20 protein-coding genes are annotated in these 22281 nt (G+C 42.6%); 18 read left to right on the top strand and 2 right to left on the bottom strand.

All coding sequences use genetic code 11. From position 1 onward, the window contains the following. Positions 1-80: 80 nt before the first annotated feature. The gene (locus MKX52_RS01635) at positions 81-1073 is read right to left on the bottom strand and encodes an LLM class flavin-dependent oxidoreductase (protein WP_342491337.1); all 993 of its coding nucleotides are present in this window, start codon (positions 1071-1073) and stop codon (positions 81-83) included. 412 nt (positions 1074-1485) lie between these two features. Here MKX52_RS01635 and MKX52_RS01640 point away from each other — a divergent pair, with 412 nt between their 5' ends. The 15 genes from MKX52_RS01640 (at position 1486) to MKX52_RS01710 (ending at position 16664) form a co-directional block, all read left to right on the top strand. Next, positions 1486-2088, top strand: coding sequence for a TerD family protein (locus MKX52_RS01640; RefSeq protein ID WP_008342134.1), 603 nt, complete (start codon positions 1486-1488; stop codon positions 2086-2088). 20 nt (positions 2089-2108) lie between these two features. Next, entirely contained in the window at positions 2109-2690 is a 582-nt protein-coding gene (locus MKX52_RS01645; RefSeq protein ID WP_008342133.1) for a TerD family protein, read from the top strand. A 41-nt stretch (positions 2691-2731) separates the two neighbouring features. After that, on the top strand, positions 2732-3310 hold the full coding sequence (locus tag MKX52_RS01650) for a TerD family protein (protein ID WP_007498343.1): 579 nt from the start codon (positions 2732-2734) through the stop codon (positions 3308-3310). Positions 3311-3451: 141 nt separating this feature from the next. Next, the gene (locus tag MKX52_RS01655; protein WP_342491338.1) at positions 3452-4231 is read left to right on the top strand and encodes a TerC family protein; all 780 of its coding nucleotides are present in this window, start codon (positions 3452-3454) and stop codon (positions 4229-4231) included. Between the two features lie 94 nt (positions 4232-4325). After that, a complete protein-coding gene (locus MKX52_RS01660; RefSeq protein WP_144457188.1) occupies positions 4326-5516 on the top strand; it encodes an HpcH/HpaI aldolase/citrate lyase family protein in 1191 nt (396 codons plus the stop codon). Then, positions 5506-6837 carry a phosphoribosyltransferase family protein gene (locus tag MKX52_RS01665; RefSeq protein ID WP_342491865.1) on the top strand — a complete coding sequence of 444 codons (1332 nt, stop codon included), beginning with the start codon at positions 5506-5508 and terminating at the stop codon, positions 6835-6837. Before MKX52_RS01660 ends, MKX52_RS01665 begins: the two co-directional genes overlap by 11 nt. Next, positions 6830-7939, top strand: a complete 1110-nt coding sequence (locus MKX52_RS01670; protein WP_144473656.1) for a cysteine protease StiP family protein — start codon at positions 6830-6832, stop codon at positions 7937-7939. Before MKX52_RS01665 ends, MKX52_RS01670 begins: the two co-directional genes overlap by 8 nt. Continuing rightward, the gene (locus MKX52_RS01675; protein ID WP_342491339.1) at positions 7936-8751 is read left to right on the top strand and encodes an HAD family hydrolase; all 816 of its coding nucleotides are present in this window, start codon (positions 7936-7938) and stop codon (positions 8749-8751) included. Before MKX52_RS01670 ends, MKX52_RS01675 begins: the two co-directional genes overlap by 4 nt. A gap of 70 nt (positions 8752-8821) precedes the next feature. Continuing rightward, positions 8822-10438: a YceG family protein gene (locus MKX52_RS01680; RefSeq protein WP_342491340.1), complete on the top strand. Its 1617-nt coding sequence runs from the start codon at positions 8822-8824 to the stop codon at positions 10436-10438. A 14-nt stretch (positions 10439-10452) separates the two neighbouring features. Then, positions 10453-11547: a toxic anion resistance protein gene (locus MKX52_RS01685; protein WP_003217200.1), complete on the top strand. Its 1095-nt coding sequence runs from the start codon at positions 10453-10455 to the stop codon at positions 11545-11547. A 402-nt stretch (positions 11548-11949) separates the two neighbouring features. Next, positions 11950-13215, top strand: coding sequence for a glycine/proline betaine ABC transporter ATP-binding protein OpuAA (opuAA, locus tag MKX52_RS01690; protein WP_012008840.1), 1266 nt, complete (start codon positions 11950-11952; stop codon positions 13213-13215). Positions 13216-13225: 10 nt separating this feature from the next. Continuing rightward, a complete protein-coding gene (opuAB, locus tag MKX52_RS01695) occupies positions 13226-14071 on the top strand; it encodes a glycine/proline betaine ABC transporter permease subunit OpuAB (RefSeq protein ID WP_012008841.1) in 846 nt (281 codons plus the stop codon). Continuing rightward, positions 14071-14952 (top strand): glycine betaine ABC transporter substrate-binding protein, encoded by an 882-nt coding sequence (locus tag MKX52_RS01700; protein WP_342491341.1) that lies wholly within the window; start codon positions 14071-14073, stop codon positions 14950-14952. The genes opuAB and MKX52_RS01700 overlap by 1 nt, the downstream gene beginning before the upstream one ends. 40 nt (positions 14953-14992) lie before the next feature. Next, positions 14993-15817 carry an alpha/beta hydrolase gene (locus tag MKX52_RS01705; RefSeq protein WP_342491342.1) on the top strand — a complete coding sequence of 275 codons (825 nt, stop codon included), beginning with the start codon at positions 14993-14995 and terminating at the stop codon, positions 15815-15817. Positions 15818-15941: 124 nt separating this feature from the next. Further along, complete coding sequence (locus MKX52_RS01710) at positions 15942-16664, top strand: SDR family oxidoreductase (RefSeq protein ID WP_012008844.1); 723 nt, start codon at positions 15942-15944, stop codon at positions 16662-16664. Between the two features lie 42 nt (positions 16665-16706). Here the strand turns inward: MKX52_RS01710 and MKX52_RS01715 are convergent, their stop codons facing one another. Further along, entirely contained in the window at positions 16707-17834 is a 1128-nt protein-coding gene (locus MKX52_RS01715) for a M20 peptidase aminoacylase family protein (RefSeq protein ID WP_088000822.1), read from the bottom strand. A gap of 153 nt (positions 17835-17987) precedes the next feature. On the opposite strand from MKX52_RS01715, the gene MKX52_RS01720 reads away from it, so the two are divergent. The 3 genes from MKX52_RS01720 (at position 17988) to MKX52_RS01730 (ending at position 22244) form a co-directional block, all read left to right on the top strand. Beyond that, positions 17988-19418: a YfcC family protein gene (locus MKX52_RS01720; RefSeq protein WP_012008846.1), complete on the top strand. Its 1431-nt coding sequence runs from the start codon at positions 17988-17990 to the stop codon at positions 19416-19418. Positions 19419-19634: 216 nt separating this feature from the next. Next, positions 19635-20582, top strand: a complete 948-nt coding sequence (locus tag MKX52_RS01725) for an L-lactate dehydrogenase (RefSeq protein ID WP_012008847.1) — start codon at positions 19635-19637, stop codon at positions 20580-20582. Positions 20583-20621: 39 nt separating this feature from the next. Further along, positions 20622-22244 (top strand): L-lactate permease, encoded by a 1623-nt coding sequence (locus MKX52_RS01730; RefSeq protein ID WP_088000820.1) that lies wholly within the window; start codon positions 20622-20624, stop codon positions 22242-22244. Positions 22245-22281: the final 37 nt, after the last annotated feature.

The raw sequence follows: 22281 nt of genomic DNA on the forward strand, positions 1-22281 counted from the left end.
AGGCGGAAGGATTTTGACATCTCTATGTTACATTTCCCATTTTTTATGACAACGTAAAAAAGAAGCCAAGGGGATTGGCTTCAAAATAGTTCTGCGATTCGTTTGAAGGAACGCTGTTTTTCTATCGGATCAAATGAATTGTTGAGAATCATGATGTCATCCGTTTGATAGCGGTCCATCAAGCGAAGTAATTGCTCTTTTACCGTTGCCTTTGAGCCGACGATCATCCGCTGGCGGTTTTGTAACACTTTTTTCTTTTCCTGCGAGGTGTAGTGATAGGTGCTGGCTTCTTCTATAGAGGGGACGCGGCTGTCCAGTCCTTTTTCAACACGCAGCAGCCATAAATCTGTACTACTGGCGATCCGTTCGGCCTCTTCATCAGTTTCACTACAAATGACAAACACGGCAAACATAGCGTGCGACTGAGTGGAAAAGACAGATGGAGAAAAGTGAGATCGATACGTCTCGAATGCTTGTTTACCGCGTGCAGGGTGGATAAAGTGACCAAAAATATAGTTGATTCCAAGCTCTGCTGCTTGCATGGCGCTATTTTCTCCTAAACCAAGCAGCCAAACCGGCGGATGAGCATCAACAAGCGGAGAAGCTTTGACTCCTGCATGCGGGTGTCCAGAAGGCAGGCTGTCTGATAAGTAAAAGAGAAGATCCTTCAGCTGGCGGTCAAACTGAGATAGGTCTTTATGCACGCCGTCTGTCAAAGCCAGTCTCGTCCTTTCAATTCCGCCCGGAGATTTACCGACACCGATTTCAATTCGTCCTGGATACAGAGCTTCAAGCTGCCGCGTGACCTCTGCTACTTTAAAGGGGCTGTACTGCGGAAGTAAAATGCCGCCAGACCCTGTACGTAAGGTCGATGTATGAGCGGCAATATGTGCCATTAATATTTCAGGTGCTGTACTAGCGAGCCCTCTTGTGCTGTGGTGTTCAGCAAACCAATAACGCTCATACCCGAGGGTTTCTGCAAGCTGAGCCAGCTGCGTTGTGTGAATCAATGTCTCTTGTGCTGTCTGACCTTTAGGAATGGCGACTTGATCTAATATATGAAGTGATGGCATCATCAACATCCTTTCGATAATACGTTGGATATAAGTATAAAGAAATCAACGGATGGAAGGAAACGAAAGGGTTTATTCTTTGACTTTATGCTTTATCTTTTCTATTTCAACATATGAAACCACATTAATACGTTATTTATCAGTAAGAGCTGTGGACAAGAATTTTCGACAATGTTTCACATGAAACACTTCATTTACGACATGAATCATTTTCAACATGGATCTTTCGTTAAAAAAATATCATCTGTTTGAAACCTATCTTGAACGTAGATCGTATATACTAGTAAATAGAAAAAAGAGTAAGAGGCTCCAAGGTCATTTCATGAAATTTGTCGAATTTTCATGTATGATGATTTTAATAGGGTCCATCGCTTAATAAATAGATTTTTATTATGCTGGAGGAGTGATTGATTTGGCGATTACATTAGAAAAGGGTCAACGTATTGATTTAACAAAAGGCAAAGCAGGGCTAACGAATATTCTTGTTGGACTTGGTTGGGACCCAGTTTCACAAGGCGGCGGATTTTTAGGTAAGCTGTTTGGTGGCGGAGGCGGCGCTGATATTGATTGTGACGCTTCAGTGCTCATGCTGAAAAATGATAAGTTTGTTGAAAATAAAGATTTGATTTACTTTGGTAACTTGAAAAGCAAGTGCGGCAGTGTTGAGCATACAGGTGACAACCTGACAGGTGAAGGAGACGGAGATGATGAACAAGTCCTCGTCAACTTAAGCAAGGTGCCAGGCAATGTGAATAAATTGGTGTTTGTAGTGAACATCTATGATGCACTTAGAAGAAATCAACATTTTGGTATGATTCAAAATGCGTACATTCGCATTGTCGATCGTTCAAACAATCAAGAACTAGTGAAATATAATTTAAAAGATGAATATGCAGGGAAAACATCATTAATCGTTGGAGAGCTTTATCGCCACGAAAATGAATGGAAGTTTGTTGCTGTAGGAAATGGTACAAACGATGCGAAGCTTGCCGATATTACGAGAAACTACATTTAATCAGAAGGGAGAGATTCCTAGTGGGAATTTCTTTAGCGAAAGGTCAAAAAATTGATTTAACAAAAACGAATCCAGGTTTAACAAAAGTAGTCGTAGGTCTTGGCTGGGATGTAAACAAGTATGATGGCGGACATGACTTTGATCTAGACGCAAGCGTATTCCTTTTAGATGCAGCAGGGAAAGCAAACTCTCCATCTGACTTTGTTTTCTACAATCAAACAACTGGCGGTGGCGGAAGTATCGTACATACGGGCGATAACCGTACAGGTGAAGGAGACGGAGATGACGAGCAGGTCAATGTTGATCTTTCAACTGTACCAGCGAGTATTGAGAAAATCTCCTTCGTCATTACAATCCATGACGCAGAAGCACGCAGCCAAAACTTTGGACAGGTTTCTAACGCTTACGTCCGTATTTTAAATGCAGCATCAAATGAAGAACTGATTCGCTACGATTTGGCAGAGGACTTCTCTATTGAGACAGCGATTATTGTAGGTGAATTATACCGTCACGGCGGAGAATGGAAATTCTCAGCTGTCGGATCGGGCTATCAAGGCGGACTTGCCCGCATTGCAACGGACTTCGGCTTAGATATCGGGTAACAGCTCGTTTTATATTTTCAACGGACAGGAGAGATTCGAATATGGCGATTCAGCTATCAAAAGGACAACGTGTCGATTTAACAAAAACCAACCCAGGACTGACGAAAGTGATGATCGGTCTTGGGTGGGATACGAATAAATATTCAGGTGGAGCCGAATTTGATTTGGACGCTTCAGCATTCTTAGTGGATGCAAACAATCGTTGTCAGCAAGACACAGACTTTGTTTTCTATAATAACCTTCAGCATCCAAGCGGCAGTGTCACTCATACAGGTGATAACCGGACGGGTGAAGGAGATGGAGATGACGAGCAAATTCTCGTTGATTTCTCAAAAATTCCTGCTAACATTGATCGTATCGGAATTACAGTAACGATTCATGATGCAGAGGCGCGCAGCCAGAATTTTGGACAAGTCTCAAATGCGTTTGTTCGTGTTGTAAATGAAGAGGGCGGGGAAGAATTGATTCGCTTTGATTTAGGGGAAGACTTCTCAATCGAAACAGCTGTTGTGGTATGTGAACTATACCGCCACGGAAGCGATTGGAAGTTTAACGCGATCGGAAGCGGATTCTCTGGCGGACTTGCAGCTCTTTGTCAAAATTATGGGTTAGAAGTATAAACGACGAGACATCAATCGATTCAAGAGGCGCTGCCAATAACTCATATGAGGGCCTTTTCCAAAGTGAGAAAGAAACAGCGATCAAGAATAACAGCAGGCGAAAGCCTGCTGATGCTTCTACACTTATAGGAGGAAAACCAGTTGGACATTTTGAAACATATGTTGGACACCTATGCCTCGTTTTTTGATTGGCATATGTGGGCAGAGGTATTAACAAACCCTGTCTCTTGGGGACTCATTGGGACCCTTGTTGTGCTTGAAGGATTGTTATCAGCAGATAACGCACTTGTATTAGCCGTCATGGTGAAACACTTACCAGAAAAGCAGCGTAAAAAGGCATTAACCTACGGATTAATTGGCGCTTATTTCTTCCGTTTTCTATTCATTGGCGTAGGGATGCTGCTGATTAAGTTCTGGTGGATTAAGGTTCTCGGAGCTGCATATTTAGCATGGCTTGTCATTAAGCACTTCTGGTTAGGTGACGGAGATGATGAAGCGAAGGAATTGAAAAAAGAAGGCTGGATGATTCGCGTATTTGGCGTGTTCTGGGCAACCGTTATTTCTGTGGAAATTATGGACCTTGCCTTCTCGGTGGACAGTATTCTTGCGGCATTCGCAGTATCTGAGCAAGTATGGATTCTGCTATTAGGCGGAATGCTTGGTATTCTCATGATGCGTACAGTGGCACAGTTATTCCTTGTCCTCATTGACCGTATTCCAGAGCTTGAGAATACCGCGTTTATTCTCATCGGGATTATTGCTATCAAAATGGGTTTAAGTGCTGCACATATTGAAATTCCGCATCTTGCATTCTTTGCGATTATTATTCTAGCGTTTATCGGAACATTTATTGTTCATAAAATCAATAAGAAGAAACATCAAGATGTGACAAACGAAGCTGCGGCTTCAAAAGAAGAATAGGATGATCAAAAAGGAATGGAGTTGACTAGCGGCTCCATCCTTTTTTGAATCATCAGGTTATTGATTTTCTCTAAACAACAGGAGGTGGCACAGCATGCGGTATTTTCGATTTTTATCAGAGGCGAGGCAGCACGATCTTTTTTTCAAGCGGCCGGGGGCGATGCATTCATTGACACCAAGGCACGTACTTGCGCATGCATTAGGTGCTACTTTGTATATGCCTGCGACAAGACAAGATATAGCAGATATGCTGCTGTCGCAGAAATATGAAGCGCTTTGCTCTGTTGTCTTTTGCTTGGAGGATGCCATCGGTGATCAAGAAGTGGATATGGCTGAACAGAATCTAGTGGCACAACTGACCAGTCTCAAAGAGAAAGTCACGCATGCTCCTGAAACGGCTGAACATGTGCCTCTTATATTTATTCGCGTTCGTTCGCCGAAACAGCTGCTCAAAATGGCAGACTTGCTCGGTTCCTCTCTTCAATTACTTACCGGTTTTGTGTTCCCGAAGTGCTCCGTTCATAATGCGAAGGAATATTTGGACAGTCTGAAACAGGCATCGGCCAAAACGCAGACAACCCTTTATGGGATGCCCATTTTGGAAACACCCGATTTACTAGAAAAAGAAACAAGATATACGGTGTTGTCAGAGTTAAAGCAGATTTTGCTGAATGACGAGGAATATATTTTGAATATTCGCATTGGGGCAACGGATCTTTGTGGTTTGTACGGGATTCGCCGTGATCGTGACACGACCATATATGAAATTCATTTGATTGCTGACTTGATTACAGATATCATCAATTATTTTGGCCGTTCTTTTGTGATATCTGGGGCTGTGTGGGAGCATTTTGGTCCTGCGCGAAAGGAACAAAAGCCATTCATTCGGGCACTTTCTCATAAGAGTGGTGAATCGTCTTCATCTGAATTTGATGACGTACAAGGTTTACTGAAGGAGACAAAACTCGATGTGGCTAACGGCATTCATGGGAAGACGGTTATTCATCCAACACATCTCAAGCCGGTTCAAAGCATGTACGTTGTGACGAAGGAAGAGTATATGGATGCATTAAGCATTCTTGAACATGCAGACGGCACAGTTGGCGTAATGAAGAGTACCTTCTCTAATAAAATGAATGAAACGAAGCCCCATTACAGATGGGCAGAGCACATTTTAATGAAGTCAGATATTTACGGGGTGTTTCATGAAAACAGAAGCTATATCGACATACTCACAGAAGCAGAAGCCGCATACGCTGAGCATCTTGGAACATATGGAAGTTGAGCTTGATCTCAAAGAAGGTGCGCTTGACCTAGAAAAAGAGCATCTTTTTGACATGGCGGCAAGGGTGAACAAAAAAAGAGCCTTTTTATTCGTTAGTAAGGTGCTTGGCAAACACATTCCTGTTCATCCAGTCAAACCGCTCCTTGTCTCGGGTCTTTTAGCCATGGCGTATGCCAAAGAGCAAACAGGCAAGACGTCTCCGCATCAAGATCTTTTAGTAGAAGCACTCAAGACAGATGACCACGCAGTATTATCTAAAGCCTACGAAGCGCTCAAAAAAGAGAAACTTTCAGTAGGAAAACAGCCGATCGTGATCGGCTTTGCAGAAACAGCAACCGCTCTTGGACACGGTGTGTATGACGTCTTAGAAGGAGCATCTTACATTCATACGACACGTGAGCAGTTGCTGGATCTTGATCCTTCATTGGTCTTTGAAGAAGAGCATTCACATGCAACGGATCAGCTTTGTTATGCAGACGTATCATTGCTTAGAACAGTCCGTCCTATCGTGCTAGTAGATGATGAAGTCACGACAGGCCGTACGAATATCAATATCATCCGGGATCTTCATGCAAAGCACCCGCGACATTCTTACACGATTCTTTCTATTTTAGACTGGAGGACAGAGGAGCACGAAAAAGCCATCTGTGAGCTTGAAAAGGAGCTTGGTATTCACATCACCTCATTGTCTTTATTAAAAGGGCAAATGGTCTTTCGGGGCAAAACGCTGGATGAACCAGCTTATTCGTATGAGATTGCTGAGCAAAAGGATCTGCCAAATCTCTCTTTTCACTCTCTTCAATCTTTCTTTCAGCAAGTGCCGTATGCACGTTCTCATGCAACCAATTCGGCAGGTCATTCGCCATATATACATGAAACGGGTCGTTTTGGTTTAAACGCAGCAAATACGGCAGCCATCGACCAAGCAGCCGCAGAGGCTGGATTGAAACTGAAGAAGGAACGCAAAGGAAAGCAGACACTTTGTTTAGGAACAGGTGAGCTGATGTATGTACCGATGAGAGTGGCTGCCTATATGGGAGAGGGCGTTCTCTTTCATTCAACGACGAGAAGCCCTATTCATCCAGTTGAAAAGGATGGATATGCTGTTCAAAATGGGTTCACCTTTGTGAGTCCAGAGGATGCTCGAATTCAGCATTACGTGTACAACATACCAAAAGGTCAATATGATGATGTATTTCTCTTCTTTGAGAAAAGGGTCTCTCAGGAGGCATTGCTTCCGCTTGTTCATTTATTTGCTGAGCGGCATGTGAAGCATGTGCATATTGTGACTTTATCAGACGAGGTGAAGGTGAATGGCTAATGTGTATACAAAGATGGGAAGCTATCCAGAGCAGGATGTAACCTTCTTACTCAAAGATTTATCATCCATTGAGATGGAAAAAAGTACAGAGGAGCGGGAGCGTTCGATTCAGAGTGGTGCGCATTATTCAGAAATGCTGCCGATTGAATATAAACCAACGGAATCTTATATGGATTTATTCTATGAATCTCTGAAAGAAAGTAAGGAGAAGGTAGCAGAAGCAGTAGCTGTTGTAGCAGAACAGATTGTGAAAAGGCGAGGCTTCCAAACGGTGCTTTGCAGTTTGGCTAGAGCGGGAACGCCGATCGGGGTGCTCATCAAACGATATATTCGAAAGACATATGGTCTTGAACTGCCTCATTACAGCATCTCAATCATTCGTGATCGAGGAATTGATGAGAATGCGCTGCATTATATGCTCAAGGAACATCCGGGCTATGAGATTGCCTTTATTGATGGATGGACCGGAAAAGGTGCGATTTCGAGAGAGCTCCAAAAAGCGGTGATTGATTTTGAAAGAAAGTACGGTATTCGTCTTTCTAGTGAACTGGCTGTACTCGCTGATCCAGGCTATTGTACACCAGTCTACGGAACGAGAGAGGACTTTCTCATTCCTAGTGCTTGTCTGAATTCGACTGTATCTGGACTTGTTAGTCGGACGGTACTAAACAACCGTTGGATCAATGCCGATGATTTCCATGGGGCAAAATATTATGAAGAGCTGCTTGATGAGGATGTGTCCAATCTGTATGTGGATACAATTGAAGAAGCCTTTTCTAGCCTCGAACCAAATCTAGAAGAGAAAGCAGAGACCATCCTCACGCAAGGGATGCCTGCGGATTGGCGGGGGATGGCGTCGATTGAAGCGATCGGTCAGGAGTTTCAAATTGAAAACACTCATTTGATTAAACCGGGTGTTGGTGAGACGACCCGTGTGCTGCTGAGAAGAATTCCTTGGAAAATCTTAATTCAGCCTGGGTCTCAGGAAAAGCTAAAGCATATTTTGCTTCTGGCAGAGGACAGAGGCGTTCCTGTCATTGAATATGCCAATATGTCCTATACGTGCTGTGGACTTATTCGTCCGTTGGAGCAGACATCATGAAGACAAGTGCGTTTGCCAGTGATTTAGACCGGACGCTGATTTATTCACACCGAGTGCTAGATCAGTATGAGTATGATGGAGATTATGATTTAGTTGAGATGCTGGATGAGCGTCCGCTTTCCTATATGTCGGTTGAAACGAAGAAGTCTTTGCAGATGATTCATCAGTTAGGCTGGTTCATTCCAGTGACGACAAGAACGACCGCTCAATATGAACGGATCACCTTCTTTCAGCAAGAGCTCAAACCCGAGTATGCCGTCACGACAAATGGGGGCTGTATCCTGCATCACGGCAAGCCGCTTGAGGATTGGCAGGTCATTGTTGATGAGAGGCTCAAAGCGTGTATGTCAGTCAGAGAGATGCTAAGAGCCATCTCCGAACTGCCAGTTGCGGCATGGGTGAAGCGTACCCGGACAGCAGAGGGAAGATTTCTTTATTTGATTATGAAAGATGAGTATCTTTCTCGCATTCCACTTGCCGAATTGAAGCAGTGGGGCGAGGAAAGAGGCTGGCAGGTGTCTCTACAAGGGCGGAAGCTTTATTTTATTCCGGCACCGCTCAATAAGTGGGATGCTGTTGCTTTTCTAAAGGAACGGCTGGCGCTTGAATATGTATATGGAGCGGGTGATTCCCTCTTAGATGCAGGACTTATTCGACAGGCGGATATGGGCTTTGCCCCAAGGCATGGAGAAGTGCTCGACTTTCATCCGTTACTTGAGCCGACAGTAGCATCTGGCATGGCAGCAGCAGATGAAATCACCGCTTGTGTCAAAAAGCAGATGACGACCGCAAAAAAGCCCTCGATTCGATAGCAGAAGTAGAAGGGTGAATGATATGATAGTAGTAGCTTTCGAGAAAATATAGGAGAAAGGAAGGAGCGGCGTGAGTTATAAAGAAATCATTGTTAACCAAACACGGGCGGAGCAGGAAGCCTGGAAAAACGTGCTGAAAAAGCCGCTCCCTGAAAGAGATGGTTATGTAAAGGATGAGCATACATTGTCCTTGCCGCGTCTCGCCGCCCGGGTCCTTGGAACTCCGCATGATGCAACCGATTATTTTATTTATTTACATGAATTATATGAAACAGATGGCATTCATATTTTAAGTGAAACGCTCAATCGTCATATTGAGCCGGAGCATTTTCAAGCGCTTCAACGCATTCATTTGATTAACCAAGAAGAAAAGGGACTGTCCGTGAATCGCTTTGTGGCTTTCTTAGATGGTGAACAGCTGATTGTACGCCATCCAAACCCAGTGATGAACCGGCATATCCGTCTTTCATTGATCAAGGTGTTTGAGCATTTCAAGCAGCTGCATGAAGGCGGATTTCAGCATCCCGATTTCCGCCGTGTTTTGCTGGATGTCGTAAAGTTCTCAAATAATCATCTAGGTCCATGGCTGAAGGAAGTCAATATAGAAGAAAAAATGCCGGCTGTCATTTGGTATGGAGAGGCGAATAAAAGTCAGCTTTATTTTCTTTACTATGTCATGCTGATTGGCTGTGATGTTGTACTATTTCATCCAGAGGGCGAGGATTCGTTCCGCGAACTAGATCCAGAAGAAAAGCTGACTTTTATTGATCAGTATCCGGGGACTACGAAGCTGGAACCGTTCCCTACTGAAAAGCCGGAGAGGAAATCAACGGTGGCGTACCGCTCGACAAGAGAGCTTGAAGAGGTGCTCCATACGGAAGATTCAATGCTGTATAAGCCGTGGCAATTCAGAGATCATACCCCTCATTCTATTACGCTGAAGACAACGTATGATGAGTTGTTTTTGATTGCAAAGGAACGATCCTTTATTCGCCCTAATTTTCAAGCAGACCGCGACACGATACAGATTCCAAATCTCTTTGCGAAAATGATGGGAGTCACACGAGACAAACGTGAATACTGGGATCGTATCCACACGTTAATGGAATGGAAAGAGACGAAGACCATTCGCCATTTCCCTTTTACGAAAGAAGTGACATCGAATTATCAATTTCATTATCAGCACGCCCTTTCATCTGCTGGAGAGATTGATCCTGAATTATTAATGAAAAGCAATGTGTGGCAATTTTCTCATCTATATGAGGGAACGCAGCGTGCGATAGCAGAGGCGATATCTCGAAGCTGTCAGCATCCGAAGCTATTAAAAGAAGGCAATGAGACTGAATTAGATGTCCGTATTTATTTATTCAAACAGGTACTGCATATTGGTCAGGAGCTTATTGAACTCATTCAAACTTTTGATTATGCGCAAACCGTACCGAAAGTGATTTTATATCATACGGAATATAATGGTGAGCTGACTCGTTCTGATGCGGCTGCCCTCATTTTTCTAAATGAAATGGGTGTGGATCTCTTCGTGTATCATCCGGCGGGATACCAGTGTATCGAGCGGTATATAGATGACCAATTATTTGATACCCATTGGCTTGATGAGATGGTCATGAACCAGGAGTTTAAAGAGCCGTCCATCGTTAGAAAATTATTTCAATCCATTAAAAACCGATAAGGAGATCAAAACTTATGACAAATACAAACGGAAATGACATCATTTCAATTGATAAAGAGGAAATCTCCATTGAGAAGGCAGACGATATTCGCGTTCAGCTTCGAAATGAACCAGAAGTGCAAAATATTGCTAGACAGATCGATGCGAAAAATCAGCTGGAGCTACTTGAATACGGAAAACAGCCGGCTGTAGAAATTTCTAAGTTCTCAGATCGTATTCTTTCAATGATGCGTTCAACAAGCGTGACTGACTCAGGGACGATGCTGACACAGCTTGGAAAAATTATGGATCGTTTTGATAAAAATGATTTTGACGAGCCAAAGGGTGGTTTACTGTCAAAAATCTTTAAGCGCGGCGGCAGCATGATTGAAAAGATTTTCAGTAAATATCAAACGCTCGGTGCAGAAATTGAAAAAATTAATGTGGAAATCAGTAAATATAAAGACGAAATGACCAAATCGACTGTGACGCTTGAAGAAATGTATGAGCATAACATTCAATACTATATGGAGCTTGAAAAGTATGTCGTTGCCGGTCAAATGAAAATCGAGGAATTAAAGCAATTGGTTCCTTCTTATGAAGAAAAAGCGGCTAGTGGAAACCAGCTAGCACAAATGGAGCTTGATACACTTCGTAACGGTATTCAAGCATTGGAAGAGCGTGTATATGACCTTGATATGGCACGGATGGTAGCTCTTCAAACGGCACCGCAAATTCGTTTATTGCAGCGTGGGAATACGAAACTCATCGGTAAAATCAACTCAGCGTTCATCATCACGATACCTATCTTTAAAAATGGCATCATTCAAGCTGTGACAGCGAAAAGACAAAAGCTTGTGGCTGATTCAATGAGTGAGCTGGATAGAAGAACAAATGAGATGCTAAAACGAAATGCTGAAAACATTTCAAGCCAAAGCGTGGAGATTGCCAAATTGTCTGGACGTCCAAGTATCGACATTGAAACAATTGAATCTTCCTTTAATACGATTGTACAAGGGATGAAAGAGACAAAACAGATCGAAGAAGAAAACAAACGATTACGCGAAGATGGAACAAAACGTATGCTTGAGCTGCAAGATAATATTAAGCGAGCTGCACTAGAGTCCTAAAAAAATAAGCTGTCTGTAACTAAGGTTGCAGGCAGTTTTTTTAATATTTTAATTAAAATTTGAATAAAAAAGGTTTCTACGTGACCATTTTCGGGTAAATCCTGTTCAGGGGAATGGTTCACCCATGTTTGCAAAAGTCCGCTATGGTAAGGATTCGAGTCATTTTTTAGCACAATTAGGAATTTCCAGTAAAATATTGTCTGGTGAGAGGAAATACCCCGTAAAATATGTAGTTTATGAAGCATTCTATAGGATTTACGAGTAATACGGCGTATAAACTCTAATCACCAGACCTCTTATATGGAATTCATACATATTGTGCAGAAATAAGCGAATTCTAAAGATTGTTCGCATCATAACGCTTATGTTACGGTTATTAAGATGCTAATTTGGAGGGAAAATATGAATTCTGAAGAGAGAAATATCAAAATCAAGATAAATAATGTATCTAAAATTTTCGGTAAAAATGCTAAAAAAGCATCTCAAATGCTTGAAAAAGGGAAAACAAAAAGAGAGATCCTTAAAGAGACCGGCGCAACAGTTGGTGTCAATCGAGCAAATTTTGATGTGTATGACGGCGAGATATTTGTCATCATGGGGCTATCAGGGAGCGGAAAGTCCACACTTGTGCGGCTGCTAAATAGGTTAATCGAACCAACCTCCGGCGAAATATATATTGATGGGGATATGATAACAAATATGTCAAAGGATCAATTGCGTGAAGTCAGACGTAAAAAGATCAGCATGGTCTTCCAAAACTTCGCATTGTTCCCGCACCGCACCATTCTTGAAAACACAGAGTATGGTCTTGAATTACAAGGTGTAGACAAAGAAGAGCGCCGCTCAAAAGCGCTTGAATCTTTAAAGCTTGTTGGACTAGAAGGCTTTGAAGAGCAATATCCAAACCAATTAAGTGGTGGGATGCAGCAGCGTGTTGGATTGGCACGTGCATTAGCAAATGACCCTGACATTTTATTAATGGATGAAGCATTCAGCGCACTCGACCCATTAATTCGTAAAGACATGCAGGATGAATTGCTTGAGCTTCATACATCTGTAGGGAAAACGATCATTTTCATTACCCATGATCTAGATGAGGCGCTTCGGATTGGCGACCGTATTGTGCTCATGAAGGACGGGAATATCGTTCAGATCGGAACACCAGAAGAAATATTGATGAACCCATCGAATGAATATGTTGAACGTTTCGTTGAAGATGTTGACCTTTCTAAAGTATTAACCGCTGGTCATATTATGAAACGTGCAGAAACAATTCAGATCGACAAAGGGGCTCGTGTTGCGCTTACGCTCATGAAAAACCTTGGGATTTCGTCAATCTATGCAGTCGATAAGAAAAAGCATTTATTAGGTGTTATTTCTGCACAAGCAGCGAAAAAGGCGGCAGAAACGAATACGTCGCTAGAAACTGTTCTTGATAAAGAATTTACAACCGTATTGGAATCTACGTATTTGACAGAAATCTTTGATGCAGTGTCTGATGCGAACATTCCGATTGCCGTTGTTGATGAGAAAAACAGAATGAAGGGCATTGTGGTCAGAGGTGCATTAATTGGTGCGTTATCAGGTAATGATGAGTATATCAACATGTCTTCTAACAAGCTTGAGGAAATTAAAACACAAGAGCCTTCTGCACAGGAGGTAGAATAAGATGTTTAGTATGAGTGATTTACCTAGAATTCCGTTCGCGGATTATATCGATCAATTTGTTGACTGGTTAACATTAACGTTTGGTGGTTTCTTTGATGGCATCACAAATGGATTAGCAGGCACAGTAAATGGAATTGTGGCAGCACTTGGTGTGATTCCATCTATTATTTTAACCCTTATTTTTGCCGGTATTGCTTGGTGGATCAGTACAAGAGGAGTTGCTCTTTTCACACTTATCGGGTTTTTACTGATCGACTATTTAGGCTACTGGCATCCAATGCTTCAAACACTTGCGCTCGTTTTAACTGCTGTGGTCATTTCCATCGTGATCGGAGTCCCGATCGGTATTTGGGCATCACAGAAGGAAACTGTGCGTAAAATTGTAACACCTATTTTAGATTTGATGCAGACAATGCCAGCATTCGTTTATCTATTACCAGCCATCTTCTTCTTTAACATTGGGGTTGTGCCTGGCGTTGTGGCATCCGTTATTTTCTCTATGCCGCCAACGATTCGTATGACGATTCTCGGTATTAAACAAGTACCTTCTGATTTAATTGAAGCAACAGAAGCCTTTGGTTCAACGACATTCCAGCGTTTGTTCAAAGTTCAGCTTCCACTTGCAACAAAAACCATCCTAGCTGGTATTAACCAAAGTATCATGCTTGCTCTATCAATGGTTGTTATCGCAGCAATGGTAGGTGCACCAGGACTTGGTTCAGAAGTATATAGTGCGGTAACGCAGCTGAAAACAGGAATTGGTTTTGAAGCAGGTATTGCCATTGTTATTGTGGCAATTACACTTGACCGTATTACACAAAACATTAAAACGAAAAAAACCAGGGGGAATGCTTAATGTGGAAAAAGTCTCTCTACATTGGGATGACCGCCCTGCTTGTCTTTTTACTAGCAGCTTGTGGTGCAAAGTCGGACTCAAATGCGAGTGCGGCACAGCAGGTGAATAAAACCATTATCGGCATTGATCCTGGTTCAGGGATTATGGCGCTAACGGATCAAGCGAAAAAGGATTACGGCTTAGAGGATTGGACGGTCGTGTCTGCATCAAGTGCAGCCATGACTGCAACACTCAAGAAATCTTACGACCGTAAAAAGCCCATCATCATCACTGGTTGGAATCCACACTGGATGTTTTCTCGCTATGATTTAAAATATTTAGATGATCCAAAAAAATCTTACGGTGAAGCGGAAGAGATTCATACGATTTCTCGTAAGGGGTTTGCAAAGGATGAGCCGGATGCAGCCAAAATGCTTGGTCAGTTTAAATGGTCTCAAGATGACATGGGCGAAGTCATGATCGATATCCAAGATGGTATCAATCCAAAGGATGCTGCCGTTAAATATGTGAAAAAACATAAAGACCAAGTAGCAAAATGGACAAAAGGCGTGAAAAAGTCGAATGGTGCCAAAGTCAATCTTGCCTACGTTGCATGGGATAGTGAGATTGCAAGTACCAATGTTGCTGCAGAAGTGTTGCGTGAGCTCGGATTTAAAGTGACTTTGACTCAGGTGGAAGCAGGTCCAATGTGGACAGCAATTGCAACTGGAAGTGCGGATGCATCATTATCTGCTTGGCTGCCAAATACGCATAAAACGTATGCAGCAAAGTTTAAAGGGAAATATGATGATATAGGTACAAGTATGAAAGGTCTTCGCATGGGTCTAGTTGTTCCGACATATATGAAGAACGTCAACTCGATTGAAGATTTGAAAAAATAGCCAATTGTGATGAAGTTCCCTTATAATAAGAAGGGAGCATATGAAAAAGCAGTCTGCTCAAAAAGCGGCTGCTTTTTTCTTATATATAAGGAAGGTGAACGAGTTGTCGATGAGGGTTAAGCCGATCATGATTTTCCTGCATGGCGGAGGAGTAAGTAGCTGGATGTGGCAGGAACAGATACAAACATTCAAGGAAGCGTATGAATGCTATACGCCTGATCTTATTGGTCACGGGACAAGAGCAGATGAACAGTCCTTTTCCATGCGAGAAAGTGCTCTTGAAGTCGTCTCGTTGATCAAGCAGCATGCGCAAGGCCGTCAAGTGATACTCGTTGGCTTCTCTCTAGGAGCACAGATTGCCGTTGAGGTGTTATCAAAAGAACCTGACATCGTAGACATAGCCGTCATTAACAGCGCTCTTGTGAAGCCGCTGCCATGGCTTTACTTGATGGTGAGACCTCTTTTACCTCTTACGCATCCATTATTAAAGAAAGATTGGTTTATCGAGCTCCAAGCTGAAAAAATGGGGCTTCCAAAGGGTGTACTCAATCACTATATGGCGGATTCAAAAAGTTTGCAGAAGAAAACCCTTCTGACGATGTTTCAAGAAAATCTCCATTACAAGCTCCCAGACACGTTTCAACAAGCAAAGGCACGAATTCTTGTTACAGTGGGAGAAAAGGAGAAAGGCATTATGAAACGGTCAGCAAAGAAAATAACGAATTCACATCCGCAGGCAGCAGGTGTGATCGTTCCGGCTATTGGACATACATTTACGTTTGAAAAGAAAGAACTGTTTATGGATATGGTTCAATGCTTTATAGAAGAACGTGCGTTACCAGTGGAGTTAAAGGAAATCAAATAAGCGAAAAATAAAGACAGGCATAAAAGAGGCAGCCAGATCTTAGAACCTATATGATAGAGGTATAAAACGCTTACAGATGAGCTGCTGTCTGACTGATAGCTCATGAGATATAGAAGGAGGAGCTATGAGTAAAAACTATATCATATTCGGTGCAAGTCAAGGATTAGGGGATGCTTTTGTGAAGGGTCTTCCTTCAAGCGGAGATACAGTGTGGATTGTGTCACGAAGTGAACCGAGCAGTTTGAAATTAGATGACGGTGTACATAGAATTTGGCTGAAAATTGATTTATCAAGCCAATCTCATATTCCACAGATGATCGAAGCATTGGGGAACAAAACCATTGATGTCCTCATCTACAACGTCGGCTTATGGGAAAAACGAGGCTTTGAAGATGATTATTCATTTGATCATGATCAGCCAGAGGATATTGCTCATTTAATCAATGTGAATGTCACCTCAACGATTACATACATCCAAGCACTGCTTCCGAACGTCAGAAAATCGGAGAATGGAAAAATCATCGTGGTTGGCTCAACTGCGGGGCTTGATCATACAAACCTGCCACAAGTTTCTTTTGTCGCATCTAAGTTTGGTCTGCGCGGAATTGTGAATGCACTAAGAGAGCATGTGAGAAAAGATAAAATATCCGTTACCTGTATCAATCCGGGTGAATTGGCAGCGGAGGTACCATATGAAGATGGAGCCGAGAAAGCGATCGCTCTGTACGATGAAACGAGAATTCCTGTACAGGATATTGTGGAGCTTGCGAGATGTGTGATTCATTTATCAAGGGTATCTTGTGTAAAAGAAATCAACGTCCCAGCCATGTCAGATTTGAATGCATAATATCAAGTAGACCACCCGCTAAAAAACGGGTGGTTTTTTATTTTATGATGAATGCTGCTGAAGGGTTTGATAAACAGCTTCAGTCAAAATCTCAATGCCAGTAAAAATAGCAGAACGGTCGAATGTCATATATGGATGATGTAGACCAGGTTCTAGATCACAGCCTAAACCAAGCATCGTGGATTTGATATGCGGAAGCTTTGCAGCATAAAAGTGAAAATCCTCTCCACCTGTCGTTACGAGCGGCGGATCGAGCTGCTCCTTGCCTAAAACCTTTTCAATGGCTTGAGACATCATCTGGACGGCTTCCTCATTCAAAGTTGCGGCAGGTAGACGATGATCTGTTGAAAGTGAAATGGAAGCGCCAAAGGCATCTGCTACAGAATGTACGGCTCTTTCAATTTCTTTTTCTAGTTCATCCATCACTTCATTTGTTTGTGCTCTGACATCTAATGTAAAAGAAGCTTTGCCAGGGATGATGTTTGAACTGCCTCCGCCAGCATGTAGGTTGGTCATTTTCACAGAATGTGCAACTCTTGGGTCGACATGGATATGCGCGAGTCTTTGCACGAGGGTAGAAGCCACTTCAATCACGTTGACCCCTAGATGCGGGCGTGCACCGTGAGCTTCCTCGCCAATAATTGTGCCGATGTAATGATTACTCGATCCATGCAAAATCGCAGGTGCGCAGCGTCCGTTTAATGTTTCTTGAATTGGGCGCACATGTACTCCGTATAAGTAATCTACGTCTGCTAGCACACCTTCTTCAATCATTTTCAACGCACCGCCGCCTTTTTCCTCAGCAGGCTGAAAAATGAACCGGATGGTGCCGTTTGGGAGCTCTTTTTCTTTTAATGCCATGAAGGTGCCGAGAGCCATTGTCATATGTGCATCGTGACCACATGAATGATTGGCTTGAAACTCACCATCTACTTCCTGCCAAAGTGCATCAATATCGGCTCTCACCGCGACCACTGGTGAACCTTCTCCAATTTCACCGATCACTCCTGTACAGTCGTCAAATGTTCGAGTTTGACAGCCTATTTTCTTCAATAAGTCCTCAAGATAAGCCGTCGTATTCGTTTCTTCCCAGCTGATTTCAGGGTGAGCGTGCAGGTGTTCAAAGATGTCTTTCACCGTTTGCTGCATGTCGTTTGTCAAAGTTGTCATGAATAGCCTCCTTGCTGACAGAAAATCTGTCAAAATATTCTTTTAGTGAAATAATATTGATCTTAAATATCATCAGTGTTTATAATATAACACATCATTTGATTATTCTGAAAATTAAGTGAAATTCCGATCGGGACAAAGGGGTTTTGACACATGAAAACAGCAGCAGTATCACCACCAGAGAAACAAAAAAGAAAACTTCAAATGCCGGATGCGTATGTTCTCTTATTTATCATTGCGCTCATTTGTACCATTGCCACGTATTTTGTGCCAGCAGGTGAATTTGACCGAAAAACATCAGGGGAGATTACAACAGCTGTTCCTGGCAGCTATCACCGCATTGATCAATCACCCGTAAGTCCAGTGGGCTTTTTTACAGCTATTCAGGAGGGGATGGTAGGGTCTTCTTCTATTATTTTTCTCATTTTATTTACTGGCGGAACCATTGCCATTTTGGAGAAAACAGGTGCCATTAACGGAATGATCCACCATGTCATCAGCAGATTTCAAACAAAGCAATTATTGTTTATTTGTATTGTTGGAGGATTATTTTCAGTGCTTGGAACGACCGGGATTGTCGTGAACTCTGTTATCGGATTTATTCCAATCGGGATCATTGTGGCAAGATCCTTGAAATGGGATGCTGTAGCAGGAGCGGCGGTCATTTACATCGGCTGTTATGCCGGGTTTAACGCAACCATTTTGTCTCCATCCCCACTCGGGTTATCTCAGACGATTGCAGAGCTACCGATTTTTTCTGGCATTGGCCTGCGTGTCATTATATATCTTTGCTTTCTTATATCTAGTATTGTGTACATCTATTTATATACAAGACGCCTCAAGAATAAAGAGAAGGGAAGCCTTCTGGGTGATCAATGGTTTCCTGCGAAGGGGCTTGGCGGATCTGATGCAGAATCTGTGGACAAGCCTGCATTTACGGGCAGACATAAATTGATTTTAGCAGTGTGTGGATTGTCTCTTGGGGGCTTCTTATATGGCGCGCTTCAGCTTGGCTGGACTGATAAGGAAATGGCAGGAGTCTTCATTTTCATGGCGATTGCGGCTGGATTGCTTGGTGGATTAGCAGCCAATGATATTGCGAAAACGTTTATCGTCGGCTGTCAAAGCCTTGTTTACGGCGCACTCATTGTTGGAATGGCACGCTGCATTTCTGTCATTTTGGAAAACGGTAAGCTGCTTGATACCGTGGTCAATGGCTTGGCGAGTATGCTGACAGGATTTAGTCCAATTGCTGGTGCGATTGGGATGTACATTGCGAGTGCACTTCTTCACTTTTTGATTTCATCAGGATCAGGAGAAGCGGTTGTCTTTATTCCAATTCTTGCGCCGCTAGCTGATTTAATGGGCATCACAAGACAGGTCGCTGTAGAAGCGGTCATGCTTGGCGAAGGGGTGGTTAACTGTATCAATCCGACGTCAGGTGTGTTGATGGCTGTGCTTGCTGCAAGTGGTATTCCTTATGTGAAGTGGCTGCGTTTTATGGTGCCGCTTGCACTCATTTGGTTTGTCATTGGCCTTGTCTTTATTTGTATCGGCGTGATGATCAACTGGGGACCTTATTAATATATATAAAGCTGCTGACTATGGTTTGGCAGCTTTTTTCTTGTGGAAATATGCATGGGGACAGCGCTTTGAAAGTATAATAAGTGTGTTCACAAATTCGCTACATATTTTTTTTGAGCAACCCCCTTGCAAAAGTTTGTGAAGTATTGCACAATAAGAATGTGAAATACTTCACATGCAAAAAACAACCTAGTTTTACTCAGGAGGATGAGATAAATGACAAACGAAAAAGTAAACAAAGTAGCACTTATTGGAGCAGGTTTTGTAGGTAGCAGTTATGCCTTTACATTAATAAATCAAGTGATCACAGATGAATTGGTTGTCATCGATTTGAATCAAGATAAAGCAATGGGTGACGTCATGGATTTAAACCACGGGAAAGCATTTGCTCCGCACCCAGTGAATACATGGTATGGAGATTATGAGGATTGTAAGGATGCAGACATTGTGTGTATCTGTGCTGGAGCGAACCAAAAGCCAGGTGAAACGAGACTTGACCTTGTGGAGAAAAACTTAAATATATTTAAAGGCATTGTAGACAATGTGATGAAAAGTGGATTCGATGGTATTTTCTTAGTCGCCACAAACCCTGTTGATATTTTAACATATGCGACTTGGAAATTCAGTGGACTTCCAAAAGAACGAGTGATCGGCAGTGGAACTACACTTGATACCGCAAGATTTAGATACATGCTCAGTGAGTACTTTGACGCAGCGGCACACAATGTGCATGCGTATATCATTGGAGAGCATGGCGATACAGAGCTTGCTGTTTGGAGTCATGCGAATATCGGAAGTGTACCGATTACAGAATTAATGAAGAAAAATGATCAATACAAACAAGAAGATTTAGATGAGATGATGGAAAATGTTCGTCATGCCGCTTATCAAATTATTGAGAAAAAAGGCGCTACTTACTACGGTGTAGCGATGAGTTTGGCCCGCATAACAAGAGCGATTCTGCACAATGAAAACAGTATTTTGACTGTCAGCACTTACTTAGATGGAGAGTACGGAGCAGATGATGTCTACATTGGTGTACCTGCCCTTGTGAATCGAAATGGCGCAACAGAAGTGATAGAGCTTGCACTGAATGATACAGAAAAAGAACAATTCGCACACAGTGTGAATGTGTTAAAAGAGATTTTGGCTCCTCATTTTTAATCAAAAGCAACCTATCTGAGCAGAAAAGGATGAATCACTATGTGGCAGCAAATATATAATCCGTTTGGTAATGAGTTCGTGAGTGCATTGGTAGCCATGCTTCCAATTTTGTTTTTCCTACTTGCATTAACCGTTTTTAAGTTAAAAGGTGTTTTAGCCGCTTGTTTTACCTTAATCGTCAGTTTTGTCACAGCGGTTTTCTTCTTCCATATGCCAATTGAAAAAGCATTATCTGCTGTGCTGCTCGGTATATCTAATGGGCTGTGGCCGATTGGATATATCGTCATCATGGCGGTGTGGCTCTATAAAATAGCTGTAAAATCTGGTAAATTCGATGTTATTCGTTCTAGTATTGCAGGAATCTCTCAAGATCAACGTCTTCAGCTCTTATTAATTGGTTTTAGTTTTAACGCATTTTTAGAGGGAGCCGCTGGGTTTGGTGTACCGATTGCGATTAGTGCCGCTCTCTTAACAGAGCTTGGATTTAAACCGCTGAAAGCTGCGATGCTTTGCTTAATTGCCAATGCTGCGTCTGGCGCATTTGGTGCTGTAGGTATCCCAGTCATTACAGGGGCGCAAATGGGCAATATGACGCCGCTTGCATTATCTCAAACCCTTGTGTTTACGATTCCGTTTATTTCATTCTGTATTCCGTTCCTACTTATTCTCATTGTGGACGGATTCAAAGGGATTAAAGAAACGCTCCCTGCCTTGCTTGTTGTGAGTGGAAGCTATGCCATTTTGCAAGCTGTCACAATGGTGACAATGGGTCCTGAGCTTGCCAATATTATTTCAGCTTTAGCAAGTATGGGAATTTTGGCTTTATTCCTTCGAAAATGGCAGCCGAAACACATTTATCGTGAAGAAGGAGCACCAGCCATTGAACAGAAACAAACGTATCGAGGGGTTGAAGTGCTGAAAGCATGGTCTCCGTTCTATATTTTAACTGCTGTGATTACGGTATGGAGTCTGCCAGCATTTAAAGCATTGTTTGCTGTAGGAGGCCCGCTCAACTGGACAACCATTTTAGTGAAAATGCCATTTTTACATCAGCAAATTGTGAAATTACCACCAATTGCGCAAACAGCAACACCTATTGATGCGATCTTTAAAATTGATGTGATCAGTGCAACGGGTACGGCCATTCTGATTGCAGTGATGCTGACAGGTTTGTTTAGCAGACATATTACATTAAAAGAAGGCGCTGCCTGCTTAAAAGCATCAGTGAAAGAGCTTTGGGTACCAGTTCTCACCATTTGTTTTGTCATGGGCTTTGCCAACTTGGCGAACTTCGCTGGTCTAAGTTCAGCCATTGGGCTTGCACTTGCCAAAACAGGCGATTTGTTCCCGCTTGTCAGCCCAGTGCTTGGCTGGATCGGGGTGTTTATTACAGGATCTGTCGTGAGTAACAACGCATTATTCGGCAACCTTCAAGCAGTTACTGCTTCTCAAATCGGCTCACAGGCTGGTTTGTTAATCGGAGCAAATACAACGGGCGGGGTCATGGCGAAATTAATTTCTCCACAATCTATCGCCATTGCTACAGCAGCAGTTGGAGAAACAGGTAAAGAATCTGAACTCTTCCAAAAGACTGTGAAGTACAGCTTTATCCTGCTCGGCATAGTGTGTGTATGGACATTCATTCTTGCTCAATTTGTATAGGTTGATAGACTAAAAAAGACTGAGACAGCTCTCAGTC

The sequence above is a fragment of the Bacillus sp. FSL R5-0422 genome (genome assembly GCF_038610765.1).
GTDB classification, from domain to species: domain Bacteria; phylum Bacillota; class Bacilli; order Bacillales; family Bacillaceae; genus Bacillus; species Bacillus pumilus_O.